At 45.8% G+C, this 15727-nt stretch carries 17 protein-coding genes; 16 read left to right on the forward strand and 1 reads right to left on the reverse strand.

The genetic code is table 11. The annotated features are described in order from the left end of the window. The first annotated feature begins 66 nt into the window (after positions 1 to 66). The 14 genes from J0L70_RS20355 (at position 67) to J0L70_RS20420 (ending at position 10958) form a co-directional block, all read left to right on the forward strand. Positions 67 to 2475, forward strand: a complete 2409-nt coding sequence (locus J0L70_RS20355) for an ATP-dependent Clp protease ATP-binding subunit (protein WP_287455687.1) — start codon at positions 67 to 69, stop codon at positions 2473 to 2475. 90 nt (positions 2476 to 2565) lie between these two features. Further along, entirely contained in the window at positions 2566 to 4911 is a 2346-nt protein-coding gene (locus J0L70_RS20360) for an NACHT domain-containing protein (RefSeq protein WP_287455688.1), read from the forward strand. Between the two features lie 83 nt (positions 4912 to 4994). After that, a complete protein-coding gene (gene apcA, locus J0L70_RS20365) occupies positions 4995 to 5480 on the forward strand; it encodes an allophycocyanin subunit alpha (protein ID WP_287455689.1) in 486 nt (161 codons plus the stop codon). Positions 5481 to 5619: 139 nt separating this feature from the next. Beyond that, on the forward strand, positions 5620 to 6063 hold the full coding sequence (locus J0L70_RS20370) for a response regulator (RefSeq protein ID WP_287455690.1): 444 nt from the start codon (positions 5620 to 5622) through the stop codon (positions 6061 to 6063). Positions 6064 to 6159: 96 nt separating this feature from the next. Continuing rightward, positions 6160 to 6459 (forward strand): P-II family nitrogen regulator, encoded by a 300-nt coding sequence (locus J0L70_RS20375; RefSeq protein ID WP_190653265.1) that lies wholly within the window; start codon positions 6160 to 6162, stop codon positions 6457 to 6459. A gap of 156 nt (positions 6460 to 6615) precedes the next feature. After that, complete coding sequence (locus J0L70_RS20380; protein WP_190653266.1) at positions 6616 to 7017, forward strand: fasciclin domain-containing protein; 402 nt, start codon at positions 6616 to 6618, stop codon at positions 7015 to 7017. Positions 7018 to 7229: 212 nt separating this feature from the next. Beyond that, the gene (locus J0L70_RS20385; protein WP_190653267.1) at positions 7230 to 7427 is read left to right on the forward strand and encodes an NblA/ycf18 family protein; all 198 of its coding nucleotides are present in this window, start codon (positions 7230 to 7232) and stop codon (positions 7425 to 7427) included. Positions 7428 to 7443: 16 nt separating this feature from the next. Then, entirely contained in the window at positions 7444 to 7998 is a 555-nt protein-coding gene (locus tag J0L70_RS20390) for a pentapeptide repeat-containing protein (protein WP_287455691.1), read from the forward strand. 39 nt (positions 7999 to 8037) lie between these two features. Continuing rightward, entirely contained in the window at positions 8038 to 8499 is a 462-nt protein-coding gene (locus J0L70_RS20395; protein WP_190653269.1) for an SRPBCC family protein, read from the forward strand. A gap of 63 nt (positions 8500 to 8562) precedes the next feature. Then, positions 8563 to 8850 (forward strand): pentapeptide repeat-containing protein, encoded by a 288-nt coding sequence (locus J0L70_RS20400; protein ID WP_190653270.1) that lies wholly within the window; start codon positions 8563 to 8565, stop codon positions 8848 to 8850. A 38-nt stretch (positions 8851 to 8888) separates the two neighbouring features. After that, positions 8889 to 9023 carry a hypothetical protein gene (locus tag J0L70_RS20405; protein ID WP_277880469.1) on the forward strand — a complete coding sequence of 45 codons (135 nt, stop codon included), beginning with the start codon at positions 8889 to 8891 and terminating at the stop codon, positions 9021 to 9023. Between the two features lie 164 nt (positions 9024 to 9187). Then, on the forward strand, positions 9188 to 9394 hold the full coding sequence (locus J0L70_RS20410) for a hypothetical protein (RefSeq protein ID WP_287455692.1): 207 nt from the start codon (positions 9188 to 9190) through the stop codon (positions 9392 to 9394). A 458-nt stretch (positions 9395 to 9852) separates the two neighbouring features. Further along, positions 9853 to 10551: a MotA/TolQ/ExbB proton channel family protein gene (locus J0L70_RS20415; RefSeq protein ID WP_268242612.1), complete on the forward strand. Its 699-nt coding sequence runs from the start codon at positions 9853 to 9855 to the stop codon at positions 10549 to 10551. 2 nt (positions 10552 to 10553) lie between these two features. Then, positions 10554 to 10958, forward strand: a complete 405-nt coding sequence (locus J0L70_RS20420) for an ExbD/TolR family protein (RefSeq protein ID WP_190653273.1) — start codon at positions 10554 to 10556, stop codon at positions 10956 to 10958. A gap of 56 nt (positions 10959 to 11014) precedes the next feature. Here the strand turns inward: J0L70_RS20420 and J0L70_RS20425 are convergent, their stop codons facing one another. Beyond that, positions 11015 to 12097, reverse strand: coding sequence for a hypothetical protein (locus J0L70_RS20425; RefSeq protein WP_287455693.1), 1083 nt, complete (start codon positions 12095 to 12097; stop codon positions 11015 to 11017). A 531-nt stretch (positions 12098 to 12628) separates the two neighbouring features. Between J0L70_RS20425 and pstS the strand changes: the two genes are divergently transcribed. Further along, complete coding sequence (gene pstS / locus J0L70_RS20430; protein ID WP_287455694.1) at positions 12629 to 13666, forward strand: phosphate ABC transporter substrate-binding protein PstS; 1038 nt, start codon at positions 12629 to 12631, stop codon at positions 13664 to 13666. A gap of 189 nt (positions 13667 to 13855) precedes the next feature. After that, positions 13856 to 15664, forward strand: coding sequence for an iron uptake porin (locus J0L70_RS20435; RefSeq protein ID WP_287455695.1), 1809 nt, complete (start codon positions 13856 to 13858; stop codon positions 15662 to 15664). The last annotated feature ends 63 nt before the right edge of the window (positions 15665 to 15727 follow it).

Raw genomic sequence — 15727 nt, forward strand, 5'->3', positions numbered from 1 at the left:
CAGTCAATGCTTGAGATTGAGAAAATCATAGTTTGAGCAACGCTTCCATTATCAGAGGAAATCCCTGTGTTTGATAAATTTACAGAGAGAAGCATTAGGGTTGTGAATGCGGCTCAAATCGAAGCTCGTCGCCTTGACCATAATTATGTTGGCACAGAGCAGCTTTTGCTAGGTTTAATTGCGACTCGACCCAGTATTGCTGCACAAGTGTTAACGGATCTAGACATTACTCTGGAAGAAGTACAAGAGCAAGTGCAGGCAGTGATTGGTCGAGGGACTGGACTGTCTCGGACTGAGATCCCCTTTACTCCCCGGAGCCGGCGTGTCTTAGAGCAGTCCTTAAAAGAAGCAGAGCGGCTCGGACATAGCCAGGTGGAACCAGAGCATTTGTTGCTGGCGATCGTGCAAGATGAGGCGGGATTAGCCACTCAGGTTTTAGAACGGCTAGGCGTGGAGCGGGTTGAAGTTCGGATTAAAGTGCTACAAGCCATCTCTGAAGCTAAGCCCATCTTAAAAGGGAAGAGTTCCGGTCGCAAGAGCACACCGATTTTGAATGAGTGCGGCACGAATCTGACTGAACTTGCGGCATTGGGAAGGCTTGATCCGGTAGTCGGTCGTCAGCAAGAAGTAGAACGGATGATTCAGATTCTGGGTCGCCGCACGAAGAACAATCCGATTTTAATTGGTGAACCGGGTGTCGGAAAAACTGCTTTAGCCGAAGGATTAGCGCAGCGTATTGTCGATCGAGACGTGCCCGAATCGCTTCAAAATCAGCAAGTTCTCACGTTGAATATCGGAACTTTACTGGCTGGAACAAAGTATCGAGGTGAGTTTGAGGAACGACTCAAAACCATCATGAAGGAAGTTCGCTCATCGGGAAACATCATTTTAGTCATCGATGAAGTTCATACTTTGCTAGGGGCAGGTTCTGCTCAAGGCTCACTCGATGCTGCAAATATTCTGAAACCTGCTCTCGCGCGCGGCGAACTGCGCTGTATTGGAGCAACAACGCTCGATGAATATCGTCAATATGTTGAGCAAGATGCAGCACTAGAACGGCGATTTCAGCCCGTGATGATTAATGAGCCGAGCATTGAAGAGACGATTCTGATTTTACAAGGATTACGCAGTCGCTATGAGCAGCACCATCGGCTAGAAATCTCGGATCTTGCACTAGAAGCGGCGGCAAAGCTTGCCGATCGATATATTTCTGATCGGCTGCTCCCAGATAAAGCGATCGATTTGATTGATGAAGCCGGATCTCGCGCTCGAATTCTTCACGGCAAGAAATTCTCGCTTGATAAGAGCATGAGTGAACGACTCAAACAGATTTTGCTCACCAAAGCAAGCGCGATCGCACAACAGGACTTTAAACGTGCTGGTGAAGTGAGATCGAGTGAGCTGACTCTGCAAGCAGAGGTTCAGACCGAGGCTCCAGCATTTGGTTCTGCAATCGTTGTGGATGAGGTCGATATCGCTCACATTGTCTCATCTTGGACAGGCGTTCCGGTGAACAAAGTCACCGAACTTGAGTCAGAACAGTTAATGCAGATGGAAGAAGTTTTGCATCAACGACTGATTGGACAAGAAGAAGCGGTCAGCGCGATCGCACGAGCTACTCGTCGGGCAAGAGTGGGCTTAAGCAATCCCAATCGCCCGATCGCATCATTTATTTTCTCAGGGCCAACGGGAGTCGGCAAAACTGAGTTAGTCAAAGCATTAGCCGCCTGCTTTTTTGGATCTGAATCGGCGATGATTCGACTAGATATGTCTGAGTTTATGGAGCGCCATACCGTTTCTAAGCTGATTGGTTCTCCACCCGGATATGTGGGCTATAGCGAAGGCGGACAGTTAACAGAAGCCGTTCGACGCAAGCCTTACACCGTTGTGCTATTTGACGAAATCGAAAAAGCACATCCCGATGTATTTAATTTGCTGCTGCAAATCTTAGAAGATGGTCGCCTAACCGATGCGAAAGGTCGGACTGTGAATTTCAAGAATACCTTGCTCGTGATGACCTCGAATGTTGGTTCCAAGGTGATTCAGAAAGGAGGCGGTGGACTCGGTTTTGAACTCTCGACGAATGCTCCAGAAGCATCTTATAACCGCACTGTTGCTTTGGTCAATGAAGAACTGAAGCAGTACTTTCGCCCAGAATTCTTGAATCGTTTAGATGACATCATTGTGTTCCGACAATTAACACATGATGAAATCAAACAAATTGCGAATCTCTTACTGAATGAATTTTCAGCTCGCTTGCTAGAACAAGGCATCACACTGGAAGTGAGCGATCGCGTTAAAGATCGCCTCGTCGAAACGGGCTATCACCCAGAGCAAGGCGCACGTCCGCTGCGACGAGCGATCACTCGTCTACTCGAAGATAGTCTAGCTGAGACGATTCTCTCTGGTCGAGTTAAGTCTGGAGATTCTGTGAAAGTCGATTTAGATGAGCATGGACAGATCGAGATTGTTTAAAGAATTTAGTCGAACAAGACTGTAACGAAATCAAACGCTTATATTTTTAGTAGAGGAATGCTTTGATTTTTAATATGAGCCTTTTATCTTATGGTCAAACGCTCACTTCAGGCATCGCCCACTGGTATTCAACAGGCTAAACGTGCGTTTGCTCTCAAAGGCTGGACGCAGGAAAATCTGGCAGGGGAAGTGAACTTAAAGACCCGTCAACCAATCTGGCGCTTTTTCACTGGGCAGCCCGTTGATCGCCAAATTTTTCTAGAAATTTGTTCGATTTTGGATTTAGATTGGCGCGAGATTGCACTTGATCCGCCTGTAGATTTTCCCGTACCTGGAGAACGAGCAAAAGCAGTTCCTCTCGATGTGGATAGTTTAGTCCAGCAAGTGCGATCGCAACATCGAGACACGATTCAAAATCAGTGCGGCATCTTGCAGTTACTTGATGTCAACCGTCCGGTGAGAATTGATGACATCTATGTCGATGTCAATATTTTAGAAGAAATTGCCAGCCAACAATGGTTCGAGATCGCTGAACTACAAAACATAGAACCGACTGACTTCGACCGTGTGGGCTTAGGAGACGTTGAGCAAAAGCAGATCCCAGGAATGCAGGCAGTCGAGACTTATTCAAAGCTGAGAGTTTTGGGAAAGCCAGGAGTCGGAAAAACCACTTTTTTGCAACATCTAGCGATTCAGTGCAATCGGGGAGAATTTGCTGCTGATCGAGTGCCGCTCTTTATGGCAATGAGAGAGTTTGCAGAAGAATCTAGACACAGTGGCACTTTTAGCCTTTTTCATTATGTTTGCTCTTGCTTTGTCCCTTCTGGCATTTCAGACCCCGCCGTGATTGAAACATTGTTGCAATCGGGTCGAGTTTTGCTATTAATGGACGGTATTGATGAACTGCTGAATCAGGACAGTGCATCGGTTCTACGAGAAATTCGTCAATTCTCAGATAAGTATCATCGCAATCAGTTTGTTGTTTCCTGTCGGACAGCGGCTCAAAAGTTGCAACTTCGAGGCTTCACCGATGTTGAGATTGCACCGTTCACCCAAGCGCAAATCACAACATTCGCGCAAAAGTGGTTCGCCGTATTCAGCCGAACAACACCGCGATTAGCGCAGAGCGCAACTCCGAAGGAACCGCAGCAAAATCAGTCCGTTGAGTTTCTGCAGAAACTCGACCTACCGGAGAACTGGCAGTTTCGCCAACTGGTTGTTACTCCTTTGTTTCTGCACCTTGCCTGCTGGGTGTTTCATGGTCAAGAAAAATTTCCAACAAAGCGGACTGAATTTTACAAGCAAGGACTCGATCTGCTGCTGGGGAAGTGGGATGAAGCCAGAGGAGTCGAACGCGATGATGCTTACCGAGGCTTTTTACTACCTCAGAAGCTAAGATTACTGAGCCAATTAGCAGCAGTCACTTTTGAGCAGGGTCAGTACTTTTTTGAACAACGTATTATTGAACAGTACATCGGAGACTATCTACGAAACTTACCGAATGCGTCGTTAGAACCCGAAGAACTGCAACTTGAAAGCGAGGCGATGCTAAAAGCGATCGAGGCACAGCACGGACTCTTAATTGAACGAGCGCGAGGCATTTTTTCATTCTCCTACTTGGCGTTTCAAGAATATTTCACGGCTCGCAAAATTGTCGCGAGTCATAATCTGCGAGCATTAGAGCAAGCATTAGGAAGCTTGGTGAGCCACATTACCGATCCCCACTGGCGCGAAGTGTTCTTGTTAACGGCAGCAATGTTGCGAAGTGCAGATTCGCTCGTGCAGTTGATGAAACAACAAATTGATGCGTTAGTGGCTCAAGACCCCTATTTACAAGATTTCCTAATGTGGGTCAGCCAAAAATCCCAATCGATTCCAATCGAACCGAAAGTTGCAACCACGCGCGCATTTTACCTTGCACTTGCTCAAGCCCCCCATACAGCAGGACAGTTTGCCTTAGCAAGTACCCTAGATCAAGGCATGTTTTTAGATGCGGCATTAGAGAACTTGCTGCTGGAGTTTGCCACCGACCATAGCCAGGATTTTGCCTATATCAATGCGTGTAGTGAAGCGCTCAACAACATTCTGGTGATGGTTCTGGATGCTGGATTCTATAAATCTCTGCAGCAGTTGAGAGATCAGTTGCCCGCTCCAAGTCAAAATCGAGAACGGCTTCAGGACTGGTGGCAGACAAACTATCCGGCTTGGGTGACACAGTTGAAAAGCACAGTTGCGCATTATCGTAACATTCAGCATCCCTGGCAGTTTAGTCCTGAGCAACAGCAAGTCCTACAGCGTTACTACGATGCCAACCAACTTCTGATTGATTGCTTGAATAGTAACTGTGAAGTCACAGCCGCAATTCGACAAGAGATTGAAGCGACGTTGCTCTTGCCTCAGAAAGAGTTAGAGGATCGAGAATGGCAAGGAGAATGAATTGCATCGAAATCAAACAATTCATACATGAAATCAAACATCGCTCTGTCAATGTGGTTGTAAAAGATTAGGGGAATGTAATCATGAGTGTGATTCAAAAATTAATCGTGAACGCAGACGCAGAGTGCCGCTATCTTACGCCAGGAGAAATGGATCAGATCAAAGGCTTTATGATGAGTAGCGATCATCGATTACGCTTGGTCAAAACCTTAACCGAAAGCCGCGATCGCATTGTTAAAGAAGCCACCAGACAATTGTTCCAGCGTCGTCCCAACTTAGTCTCTCCAGGTGGCAATGCTTATGGCGAGGACATGACCGCAACCTGCTTGCGGGATATGGATTACTACCTGCGCTTAATCACGTATAGTGTTGCTGCTGGAGAAACGACTCCGCTTGAGGAAATCGGATTGATTGGAGTGCGCCAGATGTACAATTCTCTTGGTACACCGCTTGAGGGCGTGGCTGAGGGTGTTCGTGCCATGAAAGCGATGACAACTTCACTTATGTCGGCAGAAGAAGCAAGTGAAGTTGGTACGTATTTTGACTATTTAGTTACTAGGCTTCAGTAAGCTAGAGTTTCATCTGTCCTTCGGCAGGACTTAGGTAACGATTTGTCTCGTAATCAATCAATTGAGTTAGAAAGTCAAGCAGCATTAATTTAGAAAGAACGTAGGAAGGCAACTCTGTTGTTTTACTGGGTCTATTGATATGTTGAACTTGAATAAACCTCTAAATCCTAAGCCCCTCAACGATGTCCAGATTCTTATTGTAGATAACGATCGGGACAATAGGGAACTCTATGCTTTTGTGCTTGAAGGCTGTGGTGCAGGAGTCATCACAGCAGGTTCAGTCCAGGATGGATTAGCTTTGCTGCATGGGTGGATACCTAAAGTTTTGATCTGTGAAATGAGATTTCTAGGTGAAAGTGTTTATCCACTGATTTGCCGAATTAGATATCTTGCGCGCAAGCATAGCAGAATGATTCCGATATTGATTATTTCAACCTGTTCTCGAACAGAATTTACTCAGCACTGGAGGTTAAAGACAGAAGGGTATTTACTCAAACCTGTGAGCCTCGATGATTTTGTAGATGAAGTTTGGAATCTGACCCAAGAGACGGAAATTACTTATCCACTCAACATTCAAAGTTGAGTACTGATGCAGAGAATCGGCAATGCATATTGTGCATTACTGAGTAGTAGGCTGAATTGATTGATACATTTAATCGATACTTTGGAGGAAAATGATATGTCTACTTCTTTAGCTCAAGGTGTCCTTGTCACGATTATTGGTGAAGCTGTCTTACAAGAGAGACTAATTCGTCTGTTATCAAAGCTAGGAGTATCCGGCTACACAATTATTCCAGCCCAAGGAGGAGGAAGCCATGGTAAACGCATGGGAGACATAGCAGGGTACAACACCAATATCGAACTCAAAACCATTGTCACTTTAGAAATTTCGGATCAACTGCTCGAAGACCTAAAGCAATATCAATCAACCCACGCTCTAATTGCATTTCGGCAAACCGTAGAAGGATTGTTTGATTAGATCTATCTTTGGAGAGATTCATCTGTTATGAGCTAAGAGATCGTTCACACAATATAGCTCAAGCAACAATTCCAACATGAAATCAAACACGGAGCTGACATACTCATGATTGTTAGCGTAATCAACGTTAACGAGTAACAAACGAAGGTGACACTCATGGCTGATATTGTTGATACTGCTGTTAAAGCTGGTTCTTTTAGCACTCTAGCTGCTGCTCTCAAAGCTGCTGGTTTAATTGAGACGCTCAAAGGTAAGGGGCCATTTACAGTGTTTGCACCCACGGATGAGGCCTTTGCTAAATTGCCAGCAGGAACAGTAGATGGATTGCTTAAAAACATTCCCCAACTCAAGAAAATCCTGACTTATCACGTCGTCTCCGGCAAAGTCATGGCTGCGGATGTAACTAAGCTGAAGTCAGCGAAGACAGTTCAAGGTTCAGATGTAAAGATTGATGCCTCAAATGGGGTTCAAATCAATGACTCTCATGTGACAACCCCCGATGTAGCGGCGGATAATGGAGTCATTCACATCATTGATACGGTACTTATGCCTGCATAAGTTAAGTAGCTGAGGAGTGGATCTCTAGATTCGTTCTCTAGAGGTAAGCTACAATAGATGAATTACTTTAGCTCTCACCCTTGTCTCTACAGAACCGGGTGGGAGTTTTCTATCAGTTGAATCACGCTAGATCCACAGCTTCATTTTGTCTAGTTCGTGATTTTCCATCAGGTTCGCAATTTTTATCTTCACTAGGATTATCAGAGGTCAATATGGATTCATCGATCGGACTCACTCTAGAGCAAGAATTCAACCTCAGAGAATTCGCAGATCAAGCTCATCAGATGTCCCGTGAGCAGGCTCAAGAATTTCTGATTGTACAGTATCGACTCATGTTAGTTCAGAAAACGATGTATCTAGGGCTTCTCAAGCAGGAATGGAAATTGGAACTCAATCCCACCAATATTTAAACTCAGGAGAAACATAATGAATGCTCAAGAGATTGTAGAACTCTATGCAACAGGACAACGAGATTTTAGCCATGTTAAACTGCTTCAAGTCTGCCTAACAGATGCCAAGCTGATTGGAGCCAAGCTGATTGGGGCTGAGTTAGTCAGAGCGGATCTGCGTGGAGCAAATCTCACTGATGCTCACCTTAACCAAGCAAAACTCAATCAAGCAAATCTAGCCGATGCCGCAATGATTCAAGCTTGCTTGATTCATGCAGACCTGAGTGGGGCAGACCTAAGTGGGGCGAATTTGACTCATGCAGATTTGAGCGGTGCAGATCTCAGTGAAGCTAAGCTAGGTGGGGCAAATTTGCGGAAAGCAGACTTGAGCAAGGCAGATCTAAGCGGTGCTGATTTACGAGGCGCAAATTTGACTGGAGCCGATTTGAGAGAGTCAGATTTGAGTGATGCAGACCTCAACGGCGCGCATTTGAGTGAAGCGAATCTAACGGGAGCAACAATTCAAGGAGCCAATCTCGACCATGCAGGGTTCAGTAAAACGATCATGCCTGATGGCAGCATTCATGACTAGCTTAAGGAATGCTCATGAACAATGATGGGTGTGACAATCATGCTTGAACGTAGTGTAGAAGTAGATGTGAGATGTTCCGTAGAACAGGTTTACGGTCTATGGGCAAATTTAGAAAACGTTCCTCGCTGGATGCCACTTGTCAAAAGAGTCAGTCGATTACCTGGGGATCAAGAACTCTGGCATTGGACGTTTGGTTTAGGCTTTCCGCTTCTGACTGAGTGGACTTCGCGCATTACTCAACGCATTCCTTTGCGTTTAATTGTTTGGCAATCAGTTTCTGGACTCTCAAACCGAGGTTCTGCCGAATTCTTTCCAAGCGATCGTGGTTGCCGCTTACGGCTGACGATCGCTTTCGACTTACCAGGAGGAATTGTAGGAGCTTTATTAGAGAGAGTTGGTGTGGATCGCTGGTTAGAAACTAATCTAATAGAAAGCTTAAATCAGTTTCAGTCGCAAATTGAAGCAGAAGTAATTCGACAGACTGTTCAATCAGGTGGCTAGAAAAGCTATTAAGCTCTACAATAGAGATACAGCGATCGCGCTACACGTCGCGAGGCGACCAAGATGAATGCTAATGAAGTCCTCAAACGATACGCAGACGGACAAAGGAATTTCAGAACAGAAGATTTGAAAAACTTGAACTTTGTGAAAGCAAATTTAAGCGGAGTTGATTTTACCGGAGCAAATTTGGCTGGATCAGACTTGAGCAGTTCAGACCTAAGCTATACAAACCTAAACTGGGCAACTTTGAAAGGAGCTAACCTTAGCGGAGCAAACTTAAAAGGCGCAAAACTGCCCAATGGCAGTATACACAACGACTTTTTGGAATCTGCTAATTACTTAGGTACTTAGTCTACTGAAGGCGAGAACTCTTAATGGGAGGAAGGGACATGGCGAAAGAGAAAAAAGGCAATAGAGAGGCTAAGAAACCAAAAGCAGAGTCTCAAGGTACTAAGAAACAGAAAAAAGACCCGAAAAGATATGACGGGAACACAACCGGATTATTTGGAAATTTGAAAAAGTAGAATCTGATTCTATTTTCCGCTTTTCTAACAAGCCAGAGTAAATGGTTTCTAGCTTCCACTGCTGATTCAGCAATAAGTCGGTGGAAGTTTTTTTATTCCAATTTATAATTCCAAAGTTCAAGATTTTATCTTTTTCACGATCGCATTAGAAAGCAGTTTTTAATATGTCTATTTCAACCAATACTTCCCTAAGAGTTCAGCCCCAAGAAAATTTTAACCTCAGCAGTCAAACTACGTTCGATCGTAGTACAACGAGCCAGCATCTCTGTCCTTGCTGTTCGTATGTTCTGCTTCGCCATGTCAGACTAGATGGAGTGTACTGGCGATGTAGTCATTGTCATGCAGAGATGGCTGTTTGGCGTAGTGCATAGCTGGAAATAAGCACCTTACACAGCATCCTGATTAAGGCTAGAAAAAGCTGATCAAAAGCTGGAGACTGCTGAAGGGTTCCATGCAGCAATTTTGACAGGTGTGGGGCAACTCTTCAACGCTAGCACGCACCATTCGCATAATTTGAACCCAGATTCCATCGAACTTCATTTGAGCAGTATTTTCCCATCTCTACATCTGTAATCCTGTAGAGTGTATTCGCTATATTCCTGTTCTTCAATTGATTTGCAAGCAGCTAGTAAGTCCATGGCTTAGAGGCAAGCAGTTAAGAGTCACCAACACCTTAATTAAAAATTCGGCTGTTCCTTACCTTACCTTAACCATTTTTCTACGTTATTTCCGTTATTCTCAACGTTGGTGCATTATGCGTTGACATCTTTCCTCTCAGTACTTCATTGACTGTTAATTCGTTTGTTCTTTTGAGCGGTTCTGCCAAACTATGTCTAATTTGTACGAAGTTGTAGCGAAAGGGGGACCATTGATGCTTCCCCTCGTTGGTTTATCGGTTGCCTCTTTTGCATGTGCCTTCGATCGTGCAGTATTCTGGTTTCAAGTGCTCAGAACCGAAGACCGAGTCGCACATCATATTTTAGACGCAGCACAATATAGCTTGACCGATGCTCGAATGATTGCGGAGAAAGCCAGTTCGCAACCGATTGGACGCTTCATGTTAGCGGCTCTAAAACTCAACCAGCCCAACCCAGAAACTTTCCGATTGGCACTGGAAACGGCGGGTGATGAAGAATTTGCCAAAATGCGCAGAGGCGACAAGATGTTAGAAACAGCCGTCGCGATCGCGCCCCTGCTCGGATTGCTAGGAACTGTAACAGGTCTGATGTTGACCTTTGCCAACTTGAACGTAGGCGGCGCAACGCTCGGAGCAGAACAAACCACCAAAGCGGCAGCCGGAATCGCTGAAGCACTCACAACCACGGCTTGCGGTATGGTCGTCGCAATCATTGCGTTGGCACTTCTAAGAGTCTCTGTCACTCTGCAATCTCAGCAGATGGAGTATTTCTCTAAAATCGGTGGCGAGTTAGAACTGATTTATCGCCAAGTTTGGTACGAACCTTGGACAAATGAATTGGCGAAAGCAGGATCGGCTCAGTTATCTTCTGAACTCTCTGTCGGGAGCTAGGCATGAAATTTAACAAATACCAGCAAAGCCAAATTCCAGAGGTGAATCTCGTTCCGATGATGGACGTGATTATGACGATTCTGACGTTTTTCATCCTGGTATCGATGACGCTAACCAGTTCCAAATCTGTGGACGCAACGCTGCCTAGTACCGATAAAGGAGTCAACAATAAACCTGCTCCTGATCCGCTGATCATTGGAATGACACGGGCAGGACAAACAGAAATTAACAATGCAACCGTCACAGAAACGCAGATTGCAGAACAGGTTGCAGCTTATTTTCAAAGAAATCCACAGGGCGCGATCGTGCTCAAAGCTGATAAGTCGCTTGCTTACGAAAAAGTGGTTCAAACTCTGGGAACGCTGCGAGATGTCGGAGGCGATCGCGTTTCTTTAGCGATCGAGTAGAGAGAGCGCGCAGAATGGATAGTTTGATCGGGACATTCATCATGTCCCGATTTTTCTTAGCTTTTCGGATCTTTGAGCCACGTTACAATGATCGTTCCAGTTTGATCTTTCGTGGGGATCAAATTTAAGTAGAACGTAGTACTTCCTTTCTTTAAGCGATACAAGTTACCGCCGCCATACTGACCTTGCTCTGAAATCTCAAAGAAACCTGATAGTCCAGCCGCAGACATGGATTGATAGAAGTTCATCGGATTTTGACCTTGTGCTAGCTTCGGTGTTCCATCAATTCCGGGGCGCAAGTCTGGAATCGCTCCCTGCTGCAACTCTGCCTCACTCACAATGTTATAGAACATCTGCGGTTGAGCAAAGTTTTCCGGTGAAGCAGTGTTCGCAGGATTATCTGAGCGATCGGCTTCTACTAAGAGATCCGCCAAAATTTGGTAGTACTCTTCAGGCGGACTCACTGATTCCTTCAAGGTTGCGAGATCAGTCACCTTTTGTTCAGAGAGCAAAATTACTGTTGTAGGAGCGTCAGCAAATAAGCTGAGAAACAGCGTTTGACCATTTTTAGCCGTCACGGTGTAGATCTTTGCGTTCGCGTTCTCTTCAGCTAAGGTAACAGTGAATCCTTTTGCTTTGGGTTGCGATTGATAAAAGGCTGCTACTGTGGGTAAATTTGCAGTCGCAATCCGGCAATTCTCACCTAACCCTTTGCCAAAACAATCCGGAGTAGAGGGTTGATAATGCGGGAAATCGACAAACGAGGTTGCCCCACCACTGGCAGGATTTGCAACTTGACCTTTTTCAGGAGGTGCTTCTTGCGATCGCGCCGCTTCGGGCTTGGGTGGTTCTGGTTTGATCACAACCGGATTTGCCGCAGGGCGATTGATTTTAGGCAAACTGGGTTTATTGGGATTTGCAATCTTCGCTTTATTTTGTACCTTCACTTTTGTTGTCGGAAGCTGCGTAATTTTAACGGGTGCTTCCTTATTTTCAGGCGGCTTTGGTTTTTCCTGCGGGAATGGAGCAAACAATAAGAGAGCGTGCATTCCAATTGCTGCTAAAAGCATCGGTCGGATGAAGGCACGCGCTGGAGCAGGGATCGCTGGCATAACAGGCATTGAGAGAGTTTTAGTCATGGGATTCAGTCAGATTGAACGTCAACACAAGAAATCGATTGAGAAGAAATCGATCGAGAAAAAGTTACAGTGAGGAAGGCTCCAGCTATTTTGCAATTCCTCAATGTGGCTTGAAATTTCTAGCCGTCTACATAAACCTGAACTCTTACATGCCGAGCTAAAAAGCTCCAGAACATTTCAGTTGTGATCACTTAAATATTTCTTGAATTTCAGAATGTTGTCATCATTTTCATCGTTTGTGAATACAGATGAGCATTTCTGTTTTCTGGAATACAGGGAGGTAGGCTACACCTTATCTGTACCAATATACATCTCAAGGTGGATTTGTAGCGATAACTTTACTGAGACATTTAGTACATCGCATGTGTAAAGAATCTATTTCACTAGCATTCCAATTTGGTTAACCTAAGATTTAACCAAATTTAACCAATTATTATTTTTTCGTTTGTCTTCACTTAACTACTAGAGTTGTAGGGTGTTCAGTGTTACCTAAATTGATGCACCACAGTCTTTGCTCAAGGACACAACACAATGGCACTCTCGACAGCTTTTCGCCGCGCTGCTACTGCGTCTGTAGTAACCATTGCGCTCACGCTTACTCCAGTTTTGACCGCGATCGCCGAAGCCGTCACACTCAATGGAGCTGGCGCAACTTTCCCGGCACTCCTGTATGAACGGTATATTTCCGAATTTAAGAAGAAGAATCCTGGCGCGACGGTGAACTATCAAGCAATCGGAAGCGGCGGTGGGATTCGCCAAACTATCGCAGGCGTTGTAGACTTCGGCGGTAGTGATGCGGCGATGACCGATGACGATATGAAGAAGGTCGATCGCGGCGTGATTTTAGTCCCAACGGCAGGTGGTTCTGTCGTGCCCATCTTCAATCTTCCTGGGGTTTCTAACCTTAAACTTGGTCGCGAAGTGCTACCGGACATTTTTTCAGGTCGGATCACCCGTTGGAATGACCCAAGAATTGCGAAAGATAATCCGGGTGTGAATCTACCTAACTCCGACATTAAGACCGTTGTTCGTGCCGATGGGAGTGGGACAACGTTTGTGTTTGTAAACCACCTCAGTGCAGTCAATCCGTACTTCAGAGGGCGTGTGGGCGTGGGAACAGCCCCCAAATGGACGACAAATCCGTTGAAAGGGCGGGGCAATGCAGGGGTTGCCTCTACTGTTCAGAAAACGTCGGGATCGATTGGCTATGTTGAGCAATCTTATGCTGAGAAAAATAAGCTGAACGTTGCTCAGGTGCAAACGAAGCGGGGGGAATGGTTGTCTCCGTCACTAGCAGAGACCAACAAAGCCATTGCATCCTTGAAACTCCCGGATAATTTTCGGGTGTTTGATGGAGATCCAGACGCAGGATATCCGATTACAGGGCTGACCTGGATGATGATCTATCGCCGCTATGACAACCCTGAAAAAGCAGCAGCCGTGAAAAAGTGGGTTGAATGGGTTCTTACAGAAGGTCAAGAACTCAATGATGACTTGAATTTTGCTCGAATTGCACCGAATGATGTGCAACGGATTTTGCAAGTGGTCAGAAACGAAGTCAAGCCCTAGTTTCTAAAAATTCCTCCTCACACTTTTACATTGTTTCTTCACGCCTTTTGAGCTTACGCGCTCGAAGTTGAGCGATCGAGATAAAGGAGCCGTGCCGTCAGAGTTGCTTTTCATTTTCGATGCTGAATTTCGAGTCGCGTCGGCTCTTCCTTCAATTTTCATTCATTCTTGCGATGTGAGGACTATCAAATGTTACGAACAGTTTGGCATTCCCTTGTGTTATTGCCTGGGTTATTTTCTATCTTTGCGATCGCGGCTGTTGCTGAAACTTCGCCTGCATTAACGCAAGTCGAAACTTCAGTCAATCAGCTTGCAAGCGAAGCCCAACCTTCACAGCTTGCTGGTCAGGTTACTTCGGTTTCTCAACTTTCTGATGTTCGCCCGACAGACTGGGCATTTCAAGCGTTACAGTCTCTCGTTGAGCGGTATGGTTGTATTGCAGGCTATCCCGATCGTACCTATCGAGGCAATCGTGCTTTAACGCGCTACGAATTTGCAGCAGGTTTGAATGCTTGCCTCGATCGCGTCAATGAATTGATTGCAGCAGCAACCACTGATTTAGTGAAGCGAGAAGATTTAGCAACTCTGCAAAAGCTCCAAGAAGAGTTTGCAGCAGAGTTAGCAACGCTGCGGGGCATGGTGGATAGTTTAGAAGCGCGCACCACTACGCTAGAAAAACAGCAATTCTCGACAACCACCAAGCTGACCGGGGAAGTCATTTTCTCGGCAGCACAAGCGTTCGGAGATGAAAGAGCGATCAACTCTGATCAACAACGAATCATTGATGCAGCAGCAACGCCCGCAGCACGGGAAACAGCAACTACAGCCGCGATTGGAGCAGGATCAGCGCGAAATGTACAAGAGAATCTAACCTTGTCTAGTCGGGTGCGAATTGGTTTTGATACCAGTTTCACAGGTCGCGATCGCTTAAGAACTCAACTGCAAGCCCGGAACATTCCCTCTTTTTCAGGTGCAGTCACCAACACAAACATGGCTCGTTTGGGCTATGACGGCAGCAATGACAACAGTGTTTCATTGCGTCGCCTAGAGTATCGTTTCCCACTCGGAGATCAAACCACGGTCTTTGTTGGAACGGGAACGGGTGACGGGTTAGAATTCAACGATTCTATTCCGACCCTCAGTCCTTTTGAATCCAGTGGTTCTGGTGCAATTTCCCGCTTTGGTCGCTTTAACCCAATCTACCGTGCTGGTAGCGGAACGGGTGTGATTGTAAACCATCGCTTAGGGCGAGAATTTACCGTTGGCAATCGGTTTACCTTGTCTTTAGGTTATTTAGTCCCCACTGGAGATGCACAAGATCCAAGCCTCGATCGAGGTTTATTTAGTGGCAACTATGCAGCGATCGGGCAGTTAGTCTATCAACCGACCCCTAATTTTGGACTTGGCTTTACCTATGTAAATGCCTACTACACAGCGGGTTCGGGCATCTCAGGTAGCACAGGCAGTGGCTTTGCTAACAATCCATTTGGTAGCACAGGTAACATTAACGGCGCGGGGAATATTCCAACCACTACAAATCAATTCGGACTCCAAGCAAATATTCGGTTGAATCCTGGCTTAACATTAGCAGGCTGGGCAGGTTATACCGATGCGAAGGCAAATCGCCGAGTCAACACGATTTCTGGTCAAGGAACCGCTCTCAATCCAGCGGTTCAGGATGGAGATAATGCTTCTATCTGGAACTGGTCAGTCGGACTTGGGTTCCCTGATCTCTTCAAAGAAGGGAATTTTGGCGGATTAATCTTTGGGATGCCGCCGAAAGTGACGAGTAGTGATTATGGCCCGACCACAGGAACGGGCGTGATTCGTCGCCGTCGCGATCGCGATACTTCTTATCACTTGGAAGCATTCTACCGCTATCGCTTGAATGACAATATCGCCATCACACCGGGTGTTCTGGTGATCTTTAATCCAGAGCACAATTCGGCAAACGATACGCTCTTGATTGGCACCATTCGTACCACATTTACCTTCTAAATCTACCCTTGGGGTACTTCAGATCTGTGAGTACCCCTTTTCCTTGCCTTGCTGCTGTTTCCC

The sequence above is a fragment of the Leptolyngbya sp. UWPOB_LEPTO1 genome, from assembly GCF_017302695.1.
GTDB lineage: Bacteria > Cyanobacteriota > Cyanobacteriia > Leptolyngbyales > Leptolyngbyaceae > Leptolyngbya > Leptolyngbya boryana.